The organism is Streptomyces sp. NPDC052396, from assembly GCF_044593195.1.
Lineage (GTDB): Bacteria > Actinomycetota > Actinomycetes > Streptomycetales > Streptomycetaceae > Streptomyces.
In genome coordinates, this window is sequence record NZ_JBIUAW010000012.1 from 97451 (window position 1) to 117329 (window position 19879).

Genomic DNA, 19879 nt, shown 5'->3' on the forward strand with positions numbered 1-19879 from the left:
CCGGGGCCCGGAGCGGGCAGGGCGGTCGGGTACCCTCGACCGCCCCGGCCCCGGCCAGTCGAGTTCGAGGATCGCTTCGAGGATTGCGCAGCACCGTGACACCACCCCCTGCCGCAGCGCCCTCCGACCTCGCCCGCCTCGCCCGCTCCTCGGCCACCTTCCTGCCCGGCGACCCCACCCGTACCGGCCGTATCGCCTTCTGGCGTGCCGATGGGCAACCGCCACTCCCCGGCGGACCCTCCGAGGAGCTGACGGTGGTGGTGCCGGACGGCACCCCGGTCACCACCATCGCCGTGCCGGCCACCGTGCTGCCGGTGCGCGAGGCGCTGCCCGTGCTCACCCGCGCCCGCGCCGTCGGCGCCGGCGCCGACGAGGCGGCCGTCTTCTGGGGCACCGTGGCCGTCCTCGCCCTGCAGCTCGCCGCCCGTGGCCGGCTGTTGCCCGCGACGCCGGCGGAGCTGCGCCGGATCCGCGAACTGGCCGAGGCCATGCCGCCCGCCGCGCACGCGGTTCCGCTGCCGGACAGCGACCCGCCGCTGCTGCCCGAGCCGGAGCCGCTGGTACGCGCCTTCCTGGACGCGGTGACCGGCGGCCTGCCACGCGGTTCGGCCACCCAACTCACCACGGCGGGCCGGGCGTTCACCGCACCCGAGCCCCGTCGGCTGCCCGAGCAGCGCCCCCGGGCCGGCAGCCCGGCCACCGGTGCCAGGGTGCGCCTGTCCCTGCGCATCGAGGCCCTGGGCCCGGACGGTGACCGGCCGCGTCTGCGGGCCGTGGCGCAGGTGCACAGCCTGGCCGACCCGGCGCTGGTGGCGGACGCCGCCCTGGTGTGGTCCGGCCGCACCATCCTGGGGCCCGGCGCGCGGGCCGGCGCCCTGTCGGCGCTGCGCCGTGCGGTACACGCCTGGCCGCCGCTCGCCCCGCTGCTCTCGGCCGCGGTGCCCGACGCCCTGGAACTGGCCGACGAGGAGGTGGGCGAGCTGCTCGGCCCGGCGGCCGCCGCCCTGGACGCGGTGGGCGTGGAGGTGCACTGGCCCAGGGAGTTGGTCCGGCCGTTGACCGCCCGGGCGGTGGTCGGCTCGCCCGGGGACGACCGGGAGCCCGGCCGCCCCGCTCTGCTGTCCGCCGATGCCCTGCTCACCTTCCACTGGCGCTTCGCGGTCGGCGGACTGGAGCTGACCCGCGCCGAGCTGGACCGGCTCGCCGAGGCGGGCCGGGCGGTGGTGCGGCTGCGCGACCAGTGGGTGCTCCTCGACCCGGCCGCACTGCGGCGCGCCCGCGCCCGCAAGGAGCGCAGGCTCACCCCGGTGGAGGCACTGCGGGCCGCGCTCACCGGCCATGCGGAGACCGAGGACGGCCGGCTGGTGGCGGTGGAGGCGACCGGCCGGCCGGCCGCCCTGCGCGATCTGATCGCCGACCCCGCCGGCACCCGCCGGCCGGTGCCGCCGCCCGCCACGCTGGCCGCCACCCTGCGCGACCACCAGCTGCGCGGCCTGTCCTGGCTGCACCGGATGACCTCGCTCGGCCTGGGCTGCTGCCTCGCCGACGAGATGGGCCTGGGCAAGACGGTCACCCTGATCGCCCTGCATCTGCACCGCCAGAACCTGCCGGACGCGGCGGGGCCCACCCTGGTGGTCTGCCCGGCCTCGCTGCTGGGCAACTGGCAGCAGGAGATCGAACGATTCGCCCCCGGCACCCCGGTGCGCCGCTTCCATGGCACCGCGCGCACCCTGGACGGCCTGGCCGACGGCGAGTTCGTGCTCAGCACCTATGGCACCATGCGGCGGGACGCCGAACGGCTGGCGGGCGTCGAGTGGGGCCTGGTGGCCGCCGACGAGGCCCAGCACATCAAGAACCCGCACTCCGCGACCGCCCGGCGGCTGCGCACCATCCGGGCCGGGGCCCGGGTGGCGCTCACCGGCACCCCGGTGGAGAACAACCTCTCCGAACTGTGGGCCATCCTGGACTGGACCACCCCAGGGCTGCTGGGCACCCTGGACTCCTTCCGCCGGCGCTACGCCCGGGCCGTGGAGAGCGGCGCCGACCCCGCCGCGGCCGGTCAACTGGCCGCGCTGGTCCGCCCGTTCCTGCTGCGCCGCCGCAAGAGCGACCCGGGCATCGCCCCCGGACTGCCACCCAAGGCCGAGACGGACCACACGGTGGCGCTCACCCGGGAGCAGGCCGGCCTCTACGAGGCGGTGGTGCGCGAACTGCTGGCCGAGGTGGCGGGCACCGACGGCCTGCGCCGCCGGGGCCTGATCGTCAAACTCCTCACCGCCCTGAAGCAGATCTGCAACCACCCGGCGCAGTACCTCAGGGAGAAGCCGGAGAACGGCCCCCGGACGGACGGCCGTTCGGGGAAGCTGGAACTGCTGGACGAGCTGCTGGACACCTTCCTGGCCGAGGACACCGGTGTGCTGGTCTTCACTCAGTACGTCCGGATGGCCCGGCTGCTCCAGGCCCACCTGGACGCACGCGGGGTGACCACCGCGCTGCTGCACGGCGGCACCCCGGTGACCCGCCGGGAGGAGCTGGTCCGGCGCTTCCAAAGCGGTGAAGTCCCGGTGTTCCTGCTGTCCTTGAAGGCGGCCGGCACCGGCCTGAACCTCACCCGGGCCGGGCATGTGGTGCACTTCGACCGCTGGTGGAACCCGGCGGTGGAGGCCCAGGCCACCGACCGGGCCCACCGCATCGGCCAGACCCGGCCGGTACAGGTGCACCGCCTGGTCACCGAGGGCACCGTGGAGGACCGCATCGCCGAGCTGCTGCGGTGCAAACAGGCCCTGGCGGACGCGGTGCTGGGTCCCGGCGAGGCCGCCCTGACCGGGCTGACGGACCTGACGGACACCGAACTGGCCGAGCTGGTGGTCCTGCGGGGGACGGGCCGGTGACCGGGCACGCCGCCGCTCAGTGCGCGCGCAGGAACGCCTCCAGTCCGGCCAGGTCATCGGTGTTGAGGTAGTCCACCCCGGCTGCCAGCAGCTCACGCCAGAGCGCGTCCCGGGCCGGGCCCGGCTGGTCCGGGGTGGCCCAGAACCGCACCTGCCGGCCCGCCGCATGGGCCTTGCGCACAATCCGGCGCAACTCGGCCCGTTCCCGGGCGGGCATCGGCCCCACTCCCTGCCAGCTGAAGTGCTGGCCCCAGTTGTCGCTGATCAGCGGGCAGAAGGAGGCGGGCGCCCGGCCGTCGAGGTCGGTGAGCCGCCCGTCGTAGAAGCCATAGCGCACCCGTTCCCGTTCCATCGGCCCGCGGGCTCCCCGGTCGCCGGAGATCACCGCGGTCAGGGCGCCCCGGTGCACCCGCCCGCCGGAGTACACGGTGAACATCGAGCGGTAGCGGTGCAGGTGCCGGGCCAGTTCCCGGTAGGTGGGCGCGCCGGGCGACTTGATGTCCACCAGTAGCTGCACGGTGAGGTCATAGCCGCGGTAGACCCGGCCGCCGTTGGCTCTGACCCGGCGCAGCAGCGGATCCAGGTAGAGGGACTCCAGGGTGCGCCGGGGGTCGAGCTTATCGGCGTCATGCCCGATCAGCAGCTGGTCGCCGACCAGCCAGATGTCCGGCTCGATGCTGTTGAAGCCATGCGACAGGGCCTCGGTGAGCGGGTGCTGGTGCTCATAGTCGTTGTGGGCGTGGGCATGGCGCAGCGGGGGTTTGCCGCGGCCGGTGGCGGAGTCCTCGGCGAAGGCGGGTGTCGCGAGGGTGCCGGCGAGGGCGGCTCCGAGGCTGAGGACGGCGGCGCGGCGCGTACAGGCGGTCATGGGAATGCCTCCGGGTCCGGTGGATGAATTCACCTGGGCGGTACCTGCTGCTGACGTTGAGTATCGAGGTCCGCAGGGCCATTCGACAGAGCCGGGAAAAGAGTTGCCCCAATCGACGCCGGAGCGTTCCCCGGCGTTTTTTCTGGGCATGATGAAGGCCCGTGTGCCTGAGCGAAGTTGACGTTTCTTCTGGGGTTCACAGTGAGTAGACGCGAATACCGCGTGCGCGCGGTGCTGACGGTGCTGGTGACCTGGTTTTCCCTCATGGGGAGCGGGGGCACCTCCTGGGCCGCCGTCCGGGATGTCCCGGCGGTGCGGCTGGGTGCCGCCGGCGCGGTGGCCCCGGGGGTCACCTACCGGGAGTTCTCCCTCCAGGGCGGGCACGGCCCGGTGCGGGGGCATCTGCTGACGGTCGATCTGCGCAGCCGGCGGGTCTCGGTGGACCTGCTGTATCCGGGGGTGGTGGGGGCGCGCGCCAAGGTGTCCCAACTGGCCGACCGGCAGCGGGCGGTGGGCGGGGTCAACGGCGACTTCTTCAATATCTCCGAGGAGCAGCATCCGGGGGTGGCGGCCACCGGGGCCCCGGTGGGTCCGGCGGTCGCCTCCGGGCGGGCCCTGAAGGCAGCGGTGCCGGACGGCCAGCGCTTCGGTCCGGCCATGCCCCAGGGGGTGACCACCGAGGACGTACTGGCGGTGGGCGGCAACGGGGCGGGCCGGCTGGACCGGCTGTCGCTGGAGGGGGTGGTGCGCACCGAGGAGGACGACGAGCTGCCGCTGGCCGGCTTCAACCAGTACGCGCTGCCGGTGGACGGGGTGGGCGCGTACACCCCGGCCTGGGGCGGCGTCTCCCGGCTGCGTGCCACCTGTGGCACGGACACCGACCGGGCCGCGCCCTGCAGCCGTGACACGGTGGAACTCACCGTCCGGGACGGCCGGGTGACCTCGCTGCACGAGCGTCCGGGCGCCGGCCCGATCCCGCGCGGTTCGGTGGTGCTGGTGGGCCGCGAGCAGGGGGCCCGTGACCTGCGCCGGCTGGCGGTGGGCGACGCGGTGCGGGTGGAGGAGCGGCTGCGGTCCCGGCATTCCGGGGCGCTGCGCTGTGCCCTGGGCGGTTTCCCCATCCTGCGTGGCGGCCGGGCGCTGGGCGGGCTGGACGGCACCACCGCCGCGGTGCGCACCGCGGCCGGGCTGGCCGACGGCGGGCGGCGGCTGTATCTGCTGGCGCTGGACGGGCGTGCCGAGTACCGGGCCGGGCTGACGCTGGCCGAACTGGCCCGCACCATGCGGAAGATCGGGGCGGTGGACGCCTTCAACCTGGACGGCGGCGGCTCCAGCACCCTGGTGACCCGGAGCGCGCACAGCGCGCACGCCACCGTGCGCAACCATCCGTCGCATGGTGACGAGCGGGCCGTGGCAAACGGGATCGGCGTTTTCGTCCGTTCTTGAATCCAGCCCGGTTACCCCACACTTTCGAGTGATGTTTCCGGCTGAATTGCGCTGCTAGCTTCGGAATTTGTCGGCCGGTCGCGAATTCATCCGGTCAACTCCTCGCGCCGTCTGCGCAGTTTTCCGTCGTGCACCACACAACAGATGGGTGAACACCACTTATGACCACGGCAGTGGAGCCGGAGAACACCGCACCCGAGAGCCGGTCACAACTCAGTCTGGGCACGGACGCGGCACGCCAGTTGGCGACCACCACCAAGTCCACTCCGCAGATGCAGGGCATCTCCTCGCGCTGGCTGCTGCGTGTGCTGCCCTGGGTGCAGGTGTCCGCGGGCACCTACCGGGTGAACCGGCGGCTGAGCTACACCGTCGGCAATGGCATCGTCGAGTTCATCGCCACCGGCACCGACATCCGGGTCATCCCCGCGGAACTGGGCGAACTGCCGTGTATGCGCGGCTTCGAGGAGCCCTCGGTGCTCCAGGCGCTGGCCGACGGCTGTGTGCAGCGGCAGTACGCGGCGGGCGAGTCGCTGGTGGAACGGGGCCGCCCGGCGGACGAGATCTTCCTGATCGCGCACGGCAAGCTGACCAAGAAGGGCGCCGGCAAGTACGGCGACGAGACGCTGCTGGCCACGCTGGCCGATGGCGACTTCTTCGGTGAGCGGGTCCCGCTTGAGCCGGACGCCGAATGGGACTTCACCGTCCGGGCGGTGACCCGCTGCACGGTGCTGGCCCTGCCGCTGCGCACCTTCCAGGAGATCGCCGAGCGCTCCCCGGAACTCCGGGCGCACCTGGAGGGTTTCGCGACCCGTCCGGCTCCGGCGGCCAACGCCCGGGGCGAGGCCGATATCGCGGTGGCCTCGGGGCATGCGGGCGAGCCGGTGATCCCCGGCACCTTTGTGGAGTACGAGCTCAAGCCACGGGAGTACGAACTGAGCGTGGCGCAGACGGTGTTGCGGATGCACACCAGGGTCGCCGACCTCTACAACGAGCCGATGAACCAGCTGGACCAGCAGCTGCGGCTGACCGTGGAGGCGCTGCGCGAGCGCCAGGAGCACGAGATGATCAACAATCCGGAGTTCGGGCTGCTGCACAATGCCGACCTGGGGCAGCGCATCCACACCCGCAGCGGTCCGCCCACCCCGGACGACCTGGACGAACTGCTCTCCCGGCGCCGCAAGACCGAGTATCTGCTGGCCCATCCGCGCACCATCGCCGCCTTCGGCCGGGAGTGCAGCAACCGGGGCCTGTATCCCCGGAGCATGGAGGTCATGGGCCATCCGATGCGCTCCTGGCGCGGGGTGCCGCTGCTGTCCTGCAACAAGATCCCGGTCAGTGAGGGGGGCACCAGCTCCATCCTCGCCATGCGCACCGGGGAGAAGAACGAGGGGGTGATCGGTCTGCACCAGACCGGCATCCCGGACGAGTACCAGCCCAGCCTCAATGTGCGCTTCATGGGCATCGACGAGCACGCCGTCTCGTCCTACCTGGTGAGCGCCTACTACTCGGTGGCCATCCTGGTGCCGGACGCGCTGGGCGTACTGGAGGACGTGGAGGTCGGCCGCTAGCGCCCGGTCACGGTTTGACGCCGCTGACCAGCGAGGCGGTGGCCGACAGACCGTTGGAGATGGTGGGCGCGATGCTGGTGTTGGCCAGCAGGAAGCCGAGCAGGACGCAGACCAGTGCGTGCGACATCCGCAGTCCTCCATTGCGGAGGAAGACCACGGCCAGGACCACTAGCAGCAGAACCACGGAGACCGAGATGGCCATGGCATACCTCCCAGGCGAAGCAGCGGTGGTCCGCCAAGTCTCGCGCATCACCGGACACCGGCCCGGCAGCCCGCATACTCCGTTCGGGTATCTATTCACCGATTCGGATGCCCGGCGGGCGTACGCTCCCTGGCCTGCCTAGGCTGACGGAATGATCCGCACAGTCCGGGAGCGTACGCCCGCCCCGGTGCACGGGGCTTCTCACAGGCCGGCGGAGGACGGTGATCCGGGCTCGGCCTGGCACCGTCTGCTGCACCGGGTGCCCAATGGCTTCGCGCTCTTCTTCGGTCTGCTGGGCCTGTTCTGCGCCGTCACCTCGCTGATCCCCCCGCTGCGGCGGGGTGCCCACCCGCTGACCGACACCCTGGACAACCTCACCGTCCCCACCGCCCCCAACCTGGCCTATGCGGTCTTCCTGCTGCTGCTGGCCACCGCCATGGCGGCCCGCAAGCGGGTCACCCTCTGGTTTGTTCTGGTGTATCTGGGGCTGCTGGTACTGGCCGATGTGCTGCTGCTGGCCGTTGGCTACTGGGACACCATTCCCTCGCTGGTGCTGTCGGTGCTGGCGATGGCGCTGCTGATCCTGGCCCGCGGGGAGTTCTACGCCGAGGTGCGGCACGGCGCCTTTCTGCGTGCCCTGCTGGTGCTGGCGGCCGGGCTGGCCATCGCGGTGCTGCTGGGCTGGGGGCTGGTGGCGCTGTTCCCCGGCTCGCTGGAGAAGGGCGCCGGGAACCGGCTGCTGTTTGTCGCCAACAAGGTGTGCGGCGGCCTGGTCAGCGCCCGGCACTTCCCCGGCCACCCACCGCACTGGGTGTACTTCCTGCTGGGTCTGCTGGGCGCGCTGGCCCTGCTCAACGCGACCATGACGCTGTTCCGTTCGCAGCGTCTGGAGGCCGCGCTGCACCAGGACGAGGAGGAACGCATCCGCGCCCTGCTCGCCCGCTACGGGGGCCGGGACTCACTGGGGTACTTCGCCACCCGCCGGGACAAGGCGGTGGTCTTCTCCCCCAGCGGCAAGGCGGCCGTCACCTACCGGGTGGAGGCCGGGGTGTGCCTGGCCTCGGGCGACCCGCTGGGCGACCCCGAGGCATGGACCCCGGCGATCGAGGCATGGCTGGCGCTGGCCGGCCGCTACGGCTGGCAGCCGGCCGTGATGGGCGCCGGCGAGACCGGCGCCCGGGCCTACGCCCGTTCCGGCCTGGGCGCCCTCCAGCTGGGTGACGAGGCCATCCTCCAGGTGTCCTCGTTCAACCTGGAGGGCCGGGAGATGCGGGTGACCCGGCAGGCGGTGCACCGGGTGGAGCGCACCGGCGCCACGGCCCGCGTCCGCCGCCACTCGGCACTGACCGACGAGGAGATGGTCGAGGTCATCCGCCGGGCGGACGCCTGGCGGGACACCGAGACCGAACGCGGCTTCTCCATGGCACTGGGCAGGCTGGGGGACCCGGCCGACGGCGACTGCCTGCTGGTGGAGGCGCTGGACGCCCAGGGCAACATGATCGCCCTGCTGTCCTTTGTGCCCTGGGGCCCGGACGGGGTCTCCCTGGACCTGATGCGCCGCGACCGCGCCGCGCCCAATGGGGTGATGGAGTTCATGGTCACCCAACTGTGCGCCCAGGCCGGGCGGTTCGGCGTCAAACGGATCTCGCTGAACTTCGCGGTCTTCCGGTCGGCCTTCGAGGAGGGCGCCCGGATCGGCGCCGGGCCGGTGCTGCGGCTGTGGCGCCGGCTGCTGCTGTTCTTCTCCAAGTGGTGGCAGCTGGAGGCCCTTTACCGCTCCAACGTCAAATACGACCCCGAGTGGCATCCCCGCTTCCTGTGCTACGCGGACGCCGGCGCCCTGGCCCGGATCGGGCTGGCCTCCGGCATCGCCGAGGGCTTTGTCTCGGTGCCCAGCCTGGGCCAGCTGTGGGGACGCGGCCGGGCCAAGGGCCTGACCCGCCTGCCGTCCACCGCCGGACTGCCCCCGCTGTCCGAACTGGGCCCGGCCCCCGGGGCCGTCGCCGAAGGAGGGGACGAACTGGCCGGACTGCCCGAGCAGGTGCGCGTCCGGCGGCACAAACTGGACCGGCTGCGCGCCACCGGCATCGACCCCTACCCGGCGCAGGCCCACCGCACCCACACCCTGGCCGCCATCCGCACCGCCCACACCGGGCTGCCACCCGGGATCCGCACCGGCGAACGGGTCACCGTCACCGGCCGGGTGCTGCTCAAGCGCAATCATGGCGGGGTGCTCTTCGCGGTGCTGCGCGACTGGTCCGACGACCTCCAACTGACCCTGAGCCGCGAGGAGTTCGGCGACAATCCACTGCGCGGCTTCGCCGCCCGCACCGATCTGGGCGACCATATCGAGGCCGAGGGCCAGGTGGGCACCACCGACCGCGGCGAACTCACCGTGTTCGCCACCCGGGCCCGGATCATCGCCAAGTGCCTGCGCCCGCTCCCCGACAAACGCCGCGGCCTGAGCGACCCGGAGGCCCGGGTGCGGATGCGCTATGTGGACCTGGCCGTCAACCCCGACGCCCGGCGCACCCTGCGCGCCCGCAGCGCCGCTGTGCAGGCACTGCGCCAGGGGCTGCTGGACCGGGGCTATCTGGAGGTGGAGACCCCCATGCTCCAGCAGGTCCACGGCGGCGCCAACGCCCGCCCCTTCACCACCCATATCAACGCCTACGACCTGGACCTCTATCTGCGCATCGCCCCCGAGCTCTATCTCAAACGGCTGTGCGTGGGCGGCCTGGAGAAGGTCTTCGAACTCGGCCGCACCTTCCGCAACGAGGGCGTCTCCTACAAGCACAACCCCGAGTTCACCATGCTGGAGGCGTACCAGGCCCTGGGCGACTACCAGGTGATGCTGGACCTCACCCGGGAACTGATCCAGGAGGCGGCCGTCGCCGCCCATGGCTCGGCGGTGGCCGTCCACGGCGGCGTGGAGCACGACATCTCCGGCCACTGGCCGGTGAAGACGGTCTACGGGGCGGTCAGCGAGGCCCTCGGCGAGGAGGTCGGCCCGGACACCCCGGCGGCCGCGCTGCGCCGGCTCTGCGACATGGCCAGGGTGCCGCACCGGCCGGAGCACACCCGCGGCGACATCGTGCTGGAACTCTATGAGCGCCTGGTGGAGGAACGCACCACCCTGCCCGTCTTCTACCAGGACTTCCCCACCGACGTCTCCCCACTGACCCGCCCGCACCGCCTGGAACCACGCCTGGCCGAACGCTGGGACCTGGTGGCCTTCGGCACCGAACTGGGCACCGCCTACTCCGAGTTGATCGACCCGGTGGAACAGCGGCGCCGCCTGACCGCCCAGTCCCTGCGGGCAGCGGGCGGCGACCCGGAGGCGATGGAGCTGGACGAGGACTTCCTGCGCGCTCTGGAGTACGCCATGCCGCCGACCGGCGGCCTGGGCATCGGCGTGGACCGGCTGGTGATGTTCCTGACCGGTCTGTCGATCCGGGAGACCCTGCCGTTTCCGCTGGTGCGGCGGCTGTGAACTTGGCCCGGCTCGGCACAGATGAGGAAGCGGGCCTGTTGCGCCGTTACCTGGACCAGGCCCTGCTTCTTCCACGCGCCGTGAACGAGAACGACAGCCGGCAATGCCAGCGCCAGGCCATGGGGACGCTTCTTTATCTCGACGGCGTGCTCGGCACCGGCTATGCGCGGCCGTTGCTCGCGCCGGGCGGCTTGTGGGAACAGTGGTCCGGCGAGGAGGGCACGAACTCCTTGGAAGCGGCGCGGGAGAACGTTGCGCAGTTGGTGGCTTTCGCCGCCGGCGAGGATCCTCTGGCCGGCATGCGGGCGCGATGAGTGTCTTCGCGAATCGACAGACCCCGAGCGTGGGTCACCGGATGCGGTGGCTTCCGGGGGCGGGTGTCCCAGCGGTAAAGAGTCCAGGCGCGTCGGATGAGGCATCGGACGGTGCTGATGACGCCGGCCAGGGCGATGAAGAACTCTGGCGGACGCCCTAGGACTTGTCGGAGCGGCCGTAGCCAGGCGGCGCGGCCGTCGACTCGCGGGCCGTCAGCCGCGGTGTCGGCTGCCGCACCTGCCGGGACGGTGCCCCGTCCAGCAGCGCGATGAGCTCCTCGGCGGCGCGCCGGCCGAAGGCGGCCGTGTCGCGGGACAGTGCGGTGAGCGCGGGGTGGGCGGTGCGGCAGAGGATGGAGTCGTCCCAGGCGACGATGGACAGGTCGCCGGGTACCGACAGGCCGCGCTGGGCGGCGACGGCCAGGCCGGCTACCGCCATGACGTCGTTGTCGTAGATGATCGCGGTGGGCGGGCGCGGCAGGGCCAGGACGCGGCGGGTGGCTTCGGCGCCCTGGGCGTCGGAGTAGTCGGTGGGAACGGACATCACCTCGGGCAGGCCACGGTGTTGGGCCTCGGTGCGCAGGGAGTCGATGCGCCGCCGGGTGTGGGCGAGGCCGGCCAGGCCGGCGATATGGACGATGCGCCGGTGGCCCAGGGTGTGCAGATGGTCGGTGATGGCGGCCATGGCCCCGGTGTCGTCGGCCCAGAGGTTGGAGACCGCACCGGCCAGATCGTCCGGCTCTCCGGGGGCGCCGATCAGCACGGCGGGCAGGCCCAGTTGGGCCAGCAGGGCGGGGCGGGGGTCGCGGTCTCTGGGGTCGACCACCAGCAGTCCGTCCACCCGGTGCTCGGCCCACCAGCGGCGGTAGACCGCGCACTCCGCGTCCAGGTCCTCCACCACCTGGAAGAGCAGGCCCAGCCGTCGTACGGCCAGTGCCTCCTGTACCCCGGTGACCAGTTGGAGGAAGAAGGACTCCACGCCCAGGGTGCGTGCCGGGCGGGCCAGCACCAGCCCGATCGTGGCCGAGCCCTCGCCGGACAGGGCCCGGGCCGCGGTGCTGGGCTGCCAGCCCAGTTGCTCGGCCACCCGGCGGATCCGCTCGCGGGTGGCCGAGGAGACCCCGGGCCGGCCGTTGAGCGCGAAGGACACCGCGCTCTCCGAGACACCCGCCCGACGGGCGATGTCCTTGATCGTCGGGCGACGTGCCGGTAGGCGGCGCATGGGCTGATCTCCTATAGCGCTTTAGTGGCCAACACACTAAAGCGCATTAGCCTTTGACGGAAGTGTTGACGTGACTCCCTTGCCGGGTGCACCTTTTGGACCGCCCCTCCTGGCCCGACGAAGGGCCCGACCGAAGGAGCTCTCCGGCCATGCCCACGTCCAGAAGAGCAACCCTGTTATCCGCCGCGCTACTTGCGATCTCCCTCACCGCCTGTGGTTCCGGCGGCGATGACGAGGGCGGCTCCGCGGACGGCAAGGCGAGTGGTCACATCACCTTCCAGACCTGGAACCTGCGCGCAAACTTCAAGGATTTCTTCGAGGGGCTGATCCGCGACTTCCAACGGGAAAACCCGGATGTGAAGATCAAGTGGCTGGACCAGCCGGCCGACAACTACGCCGACAAACTCAGCGCCGACGCGGCGGCCGGCACCCTGCCCGATGTCGTCAATGTCACCCCCGACCTCGCCTATCCACTGGCCAAGGCCGGTGTGCTGATGAACCTGGACCAGGAAAAGGCGGCCGCCCGCTTCAAGGATGAGTACACCCCGGAGTCCTGGCAGGGCAACTCGCTTCCCGGGCTGAACGGTTCCTATGCGTTCCCCTGGTACCTCAACACCGGCCCGCTCTTCTACAACAAGAAACTCTTCCGGGATTCCGGGCTCGATCCCGACCGGCCGCCGCACAGCTATGCCGAGCTGTTCGCCGTGGCCAACGCCATTTCCCATGGCTCCGGCGGCAAGGTGGCCACCCTGGGCGGCATTCCATCCATCGAGGACTTCGGCCGCTATGGCGTTCCGCTGATGAATGCCAGGGCCACGGCGTTCACCTACAACGACCCCAAGGGCGCCGAACTGGTCAGCAAATACAAGGAGTTGTACCGCAGTGGCGGACTCGATCCGCAGGCGCTCACCAATACCCCGGACAAGGTGGGCCAGAAGTTCCTTGAGCAGAAGGTCGCCATGAATCCGGGCAGCGCCCATGACCTGGCCAACTTCCGTAAGAACGCGCCCACGCTCTACCGCGACCTCGGCATCACCGACGCCCCGAACAACAACGGCAAACCCAATATGTATGTGATGGGGCTGGCCGTGAACAGCCACAGCGGGCACAAGGCCGCCGCCGTGGCGTTCGCGCACTTTGTCACCGACCGCCGGAACCAGGAGGCGTTCGCGCACAAGGTCGCGGTCTTCCCCAGCACCAGGGGCTCCCTTGAGGACCCGTACTGGACCAGGGAGGACGGCACCGATGACGGACGGGTCCGGGTGGCCTCGGCCAGGATGCTGAAGGGCGCCGTCAACTACACCCCGGTGGTGATGAGCGACGAGATGAAGACGATCCTGCGCAATGAGATCGCCAAGGCGCTGCAGGGCGAGAAGTCGCCGCAGCAGGCGCTGGACGATGCGGTGGCACGCAGCAACAAGCTGCTCAAGCAGGGCTGATGCCCATCATGACCGCCGCTCCCGGACGCGTCCGCACCCACCGGTCCGCCACACCCTGGCTCTTTCTGCTGCCCGGACTGGGCGTGGTCAGCGTCTTCAGCCTCTATCCCTTCGTCAGCACCGTGGCCCGGGCGTTCACCGATGCCCGCACCCTGAGCCCGGGCCACTGGGTCGGGCTGCGCAACTTCCACGACATGCTGCACGACGACCAGTTCTGGACCGCGCTGGGCAACAGCGCGCTCTACGCGGTGCTGGTGGTGCCCTGCACGGTGCTGCTGCCGCTGCTGCTGGCCCTGCTGGTGGAGCGGCGGCTGCCGGGCATCGGCTTCTTCCGCTCCGCCTTCTACCTCCCGGTGGTGGCCTCCATGGTGGTGGTCGCCCTGATCTGGGAGTGGATGCTGGACGACCGGGGGCTGGTCAACGGCATCCTGCGCCTGCTGGGCGCCGGCCGGGTCGACTTCCTGGGCGACTCCTGGCTGTTGCTGCTCAGCGCCATGGCGCTGACCGTGTGGAAGGGCCTCGGCTACTACATGGTCGTCTATCTGGCCGCGCTGGCCAACGTCCCCCGCGAGCTGCATGAGGCGGCCGCCGTGGACGGGGCCGGGGCGCTGCGCCGGTTCCTCAGCGTCACCGTGCCCGCGCTGCGCCCGACCATGGTGCTGGTGGCCGCGCTGTCCTCGGTCGCCGCGTTCAAGGTGTTCTCCGAGGTGTATCTGCTGGCCGGGCCCACCGGGGGCCCGGCCGGCCGGGACACCACCCTGGTGATGCTGGTGCAGCGCACCGGCACCGGCCTCAGCGGCCGCACCGGCTATGCCTCCGCCCTCTCCCTGGTCGTCTTTGTCATCGCCCTGCTGCTGATGCTGCTGGTGCTGCGCGCCAACCGTAAGGAAGACCGCTGATGCGCGGGACACTGCCCAAGGCGCTGCGCTATCTGCTGCTGCTGGCCGTACTGGCCCTGGCCGTCGGGCCGTTCCTCTGGCAGCTGTCCACCTCCTTCAAGGGCACCACCGAGGACATCTACACCTCGCCACCCCGTCTGCTGCCCCGGCACCCCACCACCCACAACTACAGCGAGGTGGCGGACATCATCCCGGTGTGGCACTACGCGCTGAACTCGCTGAAGGTGGCCGTGGTGAGCGTGCTGACCAATCTGGCCGGTGCCTCGATGGCCGGATACGCACTGGCCAGGCTGCGCTTCCGGGGGCGCCGGGTGGCCGTACTCACCTTTGTCCTGGCCCTGTTGGTGCCGCTGGAGTCCATAGTGATCGCGCAGTTCACCATGATGCGCGAGCTGGGCATCAACAACACCCTCACCGCCGTGGTGCTGCCGGGGGCGGTGGGTGCGCTCAATGTCCTGCTGATGCGCAACGCCTTCGCCGCCATCCCGGTTGAGGTGGAGGAGGCCGCGGTGATCGACGGGGCCAACGCCTGGCAGCGGTTTCTGCGCATCGCCCTGCCCTCGGTGCGTGGCACGCTGGCGGTGGTGGCCGTCTTCGCCTTCATGGGCGCCTGGGACGACTTCCTCTGGCCACTGATCGTCCTCTCCGACTCGGACCGCTTCACCCTGACCGTCGGCCTGAACTTCCTGCATGGCACCTTCCAGCAGAACCCGCGGCTGGTCGCCGCCGGGACCGTGATCGCCGTCGCCCCGCTGGTGGTGCTGTTCGCCTGCCTGCAGCGGTACTTCTTCCGGGGCGTCGGCGAAGGTGCCGTCAAGAGCTGAAGGGATCCCCGTAAGCATGCGCTTCGGTGTCAACTACACGCCGTCCAGGGGCTGGTTCCATCACTGGCTGGACTTCGACCTGGACGACATCCGTGCCGATCTCGACTCCATCGCCGGTCTGGGCCTGGACCATATCCGCGTCTTCCCGCTGTGGCCGCTGTTCCAGCCCAACCGCACCCTGATCCGCCCCCGGGCGCTGGAGCAGCTCGGCCGGCTGGTGGACGCCGCAGCCGAACGCGGGCTGGACGTCGGGGTGGACGGTCTGCAGGGCCACCTGTCCAGCTTTGACTTCATTCCCTCCTGGACCACCACCTGGCACCGCCGCGACCTCTTCACCGATCCCGAGGTGATCGACGGCCAGGAGTGCTATCTCACCGCGCTCGGAAAGGCGTTGGCCGGCCGGCCCAACTTTCTGGGCCTTGGCGTCGGTAATGAGGTCAACCAGTTCTCCGGCGACCCGCACCCCGCTCCCGACCGCATCACCCAGGAGCAGGCCGGACACTGGCTGCGGCGGATGCTGGCGGCCTGTGAGCGGGGGGCGCCCGGGCTGCCGCATGTGCACGCCTCCTATGACGTGGCCTGGTATGACGGCCGGCATCCGTTCACTCCCGCCCACTCGGCGCGGCTCGGCGCGATGACCGCCGTGCACTCCTGGGTGTTCAACGGCACCGCCCAGCGGTACGGGCCACAGGGTGCGGCCACGGAACTGCATGCCGCCTATCTGATCGAGCTCTCCAAGGCATGGGCGGACGACCCCGACCGCCCGGTCTGGCTCCAGGAGGTCGGCGCCCCGGCCCCGCACATTCCGCCCGAGCGGGCGGTGGCCTTCACCCGGGCCACCTTGGCCAATGCGGCGGACTGCCCGGGGCTGTGGGGCATCACCTGGTGGTGCTCCCATGATGTGGACCGGTCACTGGCCGACTTTCCCGAACTTGAGTACGACCTGGGGCTGTTGACCAATGACCATAGGGTCAAGCCGGTGGGCGCGGAGCTTGCCCGCTTCATCCGCGAGCGGCGCCCGGCCGTGGTGGAACCCCGGCGCACGGCCCTGCTCCTGGATGCCGGGGATCCGGAGACGGCGCCGGGGCGCGGGGTGTGCGCACCGGGCGGGGCGTTCTTCTCGTCCTGGATGCGGGTCGCCTCCGGCGGCTCACGGGTGGGGGTGGTGCTCGGTCAACGGGCCCGCGACGCAGGGTACTTGGCCCGTCGGGGGATCGAGGAGGTGGTCGCGGTTGGGTAGGGCGGGGTTTCCGCCGGGTCCGGCGACCGGGAGACTTTCGAACTCCCTTGCGTCCCAGGGGGGTTGCCTGCATATCCTTGCCGAATCCCACACTCACCGATAGCCTTGACCGGCTCCGCCGCACCAGCCACCACCTGCGCGATCTCCTGGTAGTCCTCGGGCAGCACACCGAAGTGTGCGGCACCAGCAGCACCCCGCCCGCCCCGGACGCCTGCGTGGCGCGCTCCAACTCCTCAGCCTCCCCTACCCGGTCGGCCTCGATGAACTGACCGTGACCAGCAGGTATTCAGCAGCAGGAGTCGGCCATGCTACGAAAGCTCACCCCCGCCTTGTCCGCCCTGGCACTCGGGGCCGTCCTCGCGGTCCCCACGCCCGCCGCAGCCGCGCAGGGCCCGGATCTGCGGACGCGTATCAACGAGAACAAATGCGCGGACATCTACAACTTCGACAACAGCAACGGCGCCCCGCTGGTCGTCTGGGACTGCAACGGCCGGGACAACCAGAAGTGGGGTGGCGCGACCAGGCCATGGGAGATCCGCAGCGCCTGGAACGGCAAATGCATGACCTTTGTCCAGGACCGCAACACCGACTCCGGCTGGCCCCGGATGTTCGACTGCAACGGGGGCATCATGCAGCAATGGATCTACGACTATTCGTCGGAGACCCTGTGTACCAAGCGGAAGCCCTGGAGCTGCCTGATGCTTCCGTCGGGAAACACCAACAACGGCCACCGTCTTATGGTGTGGCCCAAGCACACCCCGCCCGACCCCGTACACCGGTGGTACTTCCACTAGCGTCCACCGGCCGGTACTGACAGCACCGCTGAACCACCACACAACCAGCCCAGTTCAATCACAGTGAGAAGGGGTCGGAAATGCGGATTTCAAGAGCTTCCCGGTACAAGCTCGCGGTGGCCGCCGTACTTGTTGCGACGACCGGTTTCACTCCTGTAACGACGGCGTACGCCGCACCGAGCCCGGCCGTGGCAGCACCGGTGACCTCGGTGGCACCGCCCCGCGACCTCAGCTACCACTACAGCTATCACCTCAACATCAACTGGCCGCAGAGCGAACTGCTCACCGCCACGTCGTTGATGGGCATCGTTGCCAACGACTTCGGCCACCTGTTTCCCTTTGGCGGCAACTGCACTTCGTTGCCCGCGGTCGGCGGAGTGTGCCACCTGATGTCGGCCGGCCACAACAACCCGGTACAAGTTGTGGGCCGGACCCCGACCAGTTTCACCTTCAAGTCCCTTCCCGGCCACGCGGAAGGAGCCGGACGGTACATCACCTTCACCTTTATCCGAACCGGCACCAGTGGGCCGGGGATCGCTCATACCCTGAGCGTCCACGCCTGGGGCCCATGGACACCGGCGGCCGCGGCGACCGTTTCCAGCGGTCTGGCCCGAAGCATCTGGCAGCAGTTCGCGACCAATATCGGTAACGCATTTCACTGATCAGGCGTCGGTGAAGCCATTCCCATGCCTACCCGAAGATCCCTGCTGAAGGGCGCTGTTCTCGCTGCCATGGCGGTCCCGGCGGTGGCGCGGGCCGCCGAGGGCAACGGCCTTCAGCCGTATGCCTCTTACTGGTTCCCCGGCTCGCTGCCCGGCGGCAGCCCGGCCCCCGGCGTGCGGTGGCGGAGCCTGGCGGGGTGGCGGCCGCAGGACGATCCCGATCTGCCGTTCAACCGCTCGACCACCCCGCTCGCTCCCCGCTTCACTCCCCCGCCCGGCAATCCCACGGCGCACCCCCACCAGGGGCGGGTCTCCGCGCTGGTCTCCTTCGCACCCACGTCCGCCAACCCTTCCCAGGGTTCGGACACCGCCGACTACTACGCCCTCACCAACTGGTCCTACCTCGACGAACTGGTCTTCTGGGGCGGCTCTTCGGGGGAGGGCCTGATCCTGGCGCCCAATGCCCCGGTCATCGACGCCGCCCACCGCAATGGCGTCCCCGTCCTCGGTACCGTCTTCCTTCCGCCCACCGCCTTCGGCGGGCAGCTGTCCTGGACGCGGGAGCTGGTGCGGCGGGCCGCGGATGGCCGCTTTCCGCTGGCGGACCAGCTGATCCTGGTCGCCCGTTCACATGGCTTCGACGGCTGGTTCCTCAATGCCGAAACCGATGGCGGCGACCGTGAACTCGGCGCCTCCATGCAGGAGTTCGTCCAGTATCTGCACACCCGGGGGCAAGGGCTGCGCATCACCTGGTACGACGCCATGGCCATTTCCGGCGATATCGCCTGGCAGAACGAGCTCAATGAGCTCAACACCCCGTTCTTTCGGGCCGCCGGCTCCCTATTCCTCAACTTCGACTGGACCCGTGCCGGGCTGGCCTCCTCCGCGCGGCTCGCGGAGAGTCTGCACCGGGGGCGTTATGAGCTCTGGGCCGGGGTCGATGTCGAGGCGCGCGGCTGGGACACCTCTGTCGACTGGGATGCCATCGCCCCGCCCGGTAACACCCCTCACACCACCTCCATCGGCTTCTACCGCCCCGAGTGGACCTGGAAGAGCCTTTCGGCCAATGACCGTTCACCTTCCGCCTTCCACCGCCGGGACGACCGTTTCTGGGCCGGTGATCCCTCCCTCGCCTCCTGGCGCCCGCCCGCCGCGATCGTCGCCGACCGTTCCACCGTCACCTGCCTCCCCTTCGCCACCACCTTCAACACCGGCCATGGAACGGCCTGGTACGAGGACGGCGGCCGGGTGCCATCCGGCCCCTGGAACCAGCTCGGTCTGCAGGACCGGCTGCCCGCCCGCCGCTGGTCCGTCCGTACCGCGGGCGAGCGACCGGATGTCGGCTTCGATTTCGGCGCCGCCTGGCACGGGGGCAGCAGCCTCCTGGTCAACGGCCGGCTGGCCGCTCCCACCACCATCGACCTCTACTCGACCCGGCTGCCGCTGTCCGCGGCCACCGTTGTCGTCCTCACCCACCGCGCGGACCCCGGCTCCACCGCCGTACTGGCCGAACTCATGGTCGGCGCGGGCGGAAAGACCGTCTATCTGCCCCTCGGCAGACTCAATGGGCACAACTGGACCACCACTGCCATCCGCCCGCAGCCCCAACTGCGTGGCGCCACCGCCATCGATGCCCTGGGCATCCGGCTGACCGCCCCGGCCACCGGTGCGGTCAGCTGGCGGCTGGGCGCGCTGGCGGTACGGGACACCACCCCATCCGCCCCCGGCGCGCCGGGTCCCGTACGCCTCACCGCGGCCGCCCGCAATCCCGACGGCTCGGCGGCCCTCCGCCTGGCCTGGGGCGCGCCACCCGGCCCCGTGCGCCACTACGAGCTGCGGCAGTCACTCCCCGGCGGCGGGTTCCGCTTTCTCGGCGGCACCTGCGGGCATGCCTACTACGTCCCGGCGCTGCACCGTACGGCCGGTGAGGCGGTCACCCGCCTTCAGGTGCGTGCCCTGGACGAGCTGTATGTCCCCTCGCCGCCCGCCGCCTTCGACCACCACTGGTAACGCACCG

15 protein-coding genes and 1 pseudogene are annotated in these 19879 nt (G+C 70.8%); 12 read left to right on the plus strand and 4 right to left on the minus strand.

The features are described 5' to 3' along the window. Nucleotides 1-95: 95 nt before the first annotated feature. Complete coding sequence (locus tag ACIHFE_RS27715; protein ID WP_400110736.1) at nt 96-2891, plus strand: SNF2-related protein; 2796 nt, start codon at nt 96-98, stop codon at nt 2889-2891. Nucleotides 2892-2907: 16 nt separating this feature from the next. On the opposite strand, the gene ACIHFE_RS27720 is transcribed toward ACIHFE_RS27715, so the two are convergent. Next, nucleotides 2908-3759: a phosphatidylinositol-specific phospholipase C/glycerophosphodiester phosphodiesterase family protein gene (locus ACIHFE_RS27720; RefSeq protein ID WP_400110738.1), complete on the minus strand. Its 852-nt coding sequence runs from the start codon at nt 3757-3759 to the stop codon at nt 2908-2910. A 222-nt stretch (nt 3760-3981) separates the two neighbouring features. Between ACIHFE_RS27720 and ACIHFE_RS27725 the strand changes: the two genes are divergently transcribed. After that, complete coding sequence (locus tag ACIHFE_RS27725) at nt 3982-5205, plus strand: phosphodiester glycosidase family protein (protein ID WP_400110899.1); 1224 nt, start codon at nt 3982-3984, stop codon at nt 5203-5205. Between the two features lie 161 nt (nt 5206-5366). Beyond that, nucleotides 5367-6773, plus strand: a complete 1407-nt coding sequence (locus ACIHFE_RS27730) for a family 2B encapsulin nanocompartment shell protein (RefSeq protein ID WP_400110740.1) — start codon at nt 5367-5369, stop codon at nt 6771-6773. Nucleotides 6774-6780: 7 nt separating this feature from the next. Here ACIHFE_RS27730 and ACIHFE_RS27735 read toward each other — a convergent pair whose 3' ends face one another. Continuing rightward, nucleotides 6781-6975 carry a hypothetical protein gene (locus ACIHFE_RS27735; protein WP_400110742.1) on the minus strand — a complete coding sequence of 65 codons (195 nt, stop codon included), beginning with the start codon at nt 6973-6975 and terminating at the stop codon, nt 6781-6783. Nucleotides 6976-7126: 151 nt separating this feature from the next. Between ACIHFE_RS27735 and lysX the strand changes: the two genes are divergently transcribed. Both lysX and ACIHFE_RS27745 read left to right on the plus strand, forming a co-directional pair. After that, nucleotides 7127-10468 (plus strand): bifunctional lysylphosphatidylglycerol synthetase/lysine--tRNA ligase LysX, encoded by a 3342-nt coding sequence (gene lysX / locus ACIHFE_RS27740; RefSeq protein WP_400110744.1) that lies wholly within the window; start codon nt 7127-7129, stop codon nt 10466-10468. Continuing rightward, complete coding sequence (locus ACIHFE_RS27745) at nt 10465-10782, plus strand: DUF6000 family protein (RefSeq protein WP_400110746.1); 318 nt, start codon at nt 10465-10467, stop codon at nt 10780-10782. The genes lysX and ACIHFE_RS27745 overlap by 4 nt, the downstream gene beginning before the upstream one ends. A 47-nt stretch (nt 10783-10829) precedes the next feature. Here ACIHFE_RS27745 and ACIHFE_RS27750 read toward each other — a convergent pair. Beyond that, nucleotides 10830-10928: pseudogene (locus ACIHFE_RS27750) on the minus strand (IS5/IS1182 family transposase); the annotation flags it as partial. Nucleotides 10929-10939: 11 nt separating this feature from the next. After that, on the minus strand, nt 10940-12004 hold the full coding sequence (locus tag ACIHFE_RS27755) for a LacI family DNA-binding transcriptional regulator (RefSeq protein ID WP_400110748.1): 1065 nt from the start codon (nt 12002-12004) through the stop codon (nt 10940-10942). A 149-nt stretch (nt 12005-12153) separates the two neighbouring features. Here ACIHFE_RS27755 and ACIHFE_RS27760 point away from each other — a divergent pair, with 149 nt between their 5' ends. The 7 genes from ACIHFE_RS27760 to ACIHFE_RS27790 all read left to right on the plus strand — a co-directional run bounded on the left by ACIHFE_RS27760 (nt 12154) and on the right by ACIHFE_RS27790 (nt 19872). Continuing rightward, nucleotides 12154-13443, plus strand: coding sequence for an ABC transporter substrate-binding protein (locus tag ACIHFE_RS27760; RefSeq protein ID WP_400110750.1), 1290 nt, complete (start codon nt 12154-12156; stop codon nt 13441-13443). Beyond that, nucleotides 13443-14342, plus strand: coding sequence for a carbohydrate ABC transporter permease (locus ACIHFE_RS27765; protein ID WP_400110752.1), 900 nt, complete (start codon nt 13443-13445; stop codon nt 14340-14342). The genes ACIHFE_RS27760 and ACIHFE_RS27765 overlap by 1 nt, the downstream gene beginning before the upstream one ends. Next, the gene (locus ACIHFE_RS27770) at nt 14342-15166 is read left to right on the plus strand and encodes a carbohydrate ABC transporter permease (protein ID WP_400110754.1); all 825 of its coding nucleotides are present in this window, start codon (nt 14342-14344) and stop codon (nt 15164-15166) included. The genes ACIHFE_RS27765 and ACIHFE_RS27770 overlap by 1 nt, the downstream gene beginning before the upstream one ends. A 16-nt stretch (nt 15167-15182) precedes the next feature. Next, on the plus strand, nt 15183-16406 hold the full coding sequence (locus ACIHFE_RS27775) for a glycosyl hydrolase (RefSeq protein ID WP_400110756.1): 1224 nt from the start codon (nt 15183-15185) through the stop codon (nt 16404-16406). A 305-nt stretch (nt 16407-16711) separates the two neighbouring features. Beyond that, nucleotides 16712-17200, plus strand: coding sequence for an RICIN domain-containing protein (locus ACIHFE_RS27780; protein ID WP_400110758.1), 489 nt, complete (start codon nt 16712-16714; stop codon nt 17198-17200). Between the two features lie 116 nt (nt 17201-17316). Continuing rightward, nucleotides 17317-17862 carry a hypothetical protein gene (locus tag ACIHFE_RS27785; protein ID WP_400110760.1) on the plus strand — a complete coding sequence of 182 codons (546 nt, stop codon included), beginning with the start codon at nt 17317-17319 and terminating at the stop codon, nt 17860-17862. Nucleotides 17863-17886: 24 nt separating this feature from the next. Beyond that, entirely contained in the window at nt 17887-19872 is a 1986-nt protein-coding gene (locus ACIHFE_RS27790; protein ID WP_400110762.1) for an endo-beta-N-acetylglucosaminidase, read from the plus strand. Nucleotides 19873-19879 lie beyond the last annotated feature (7 nt).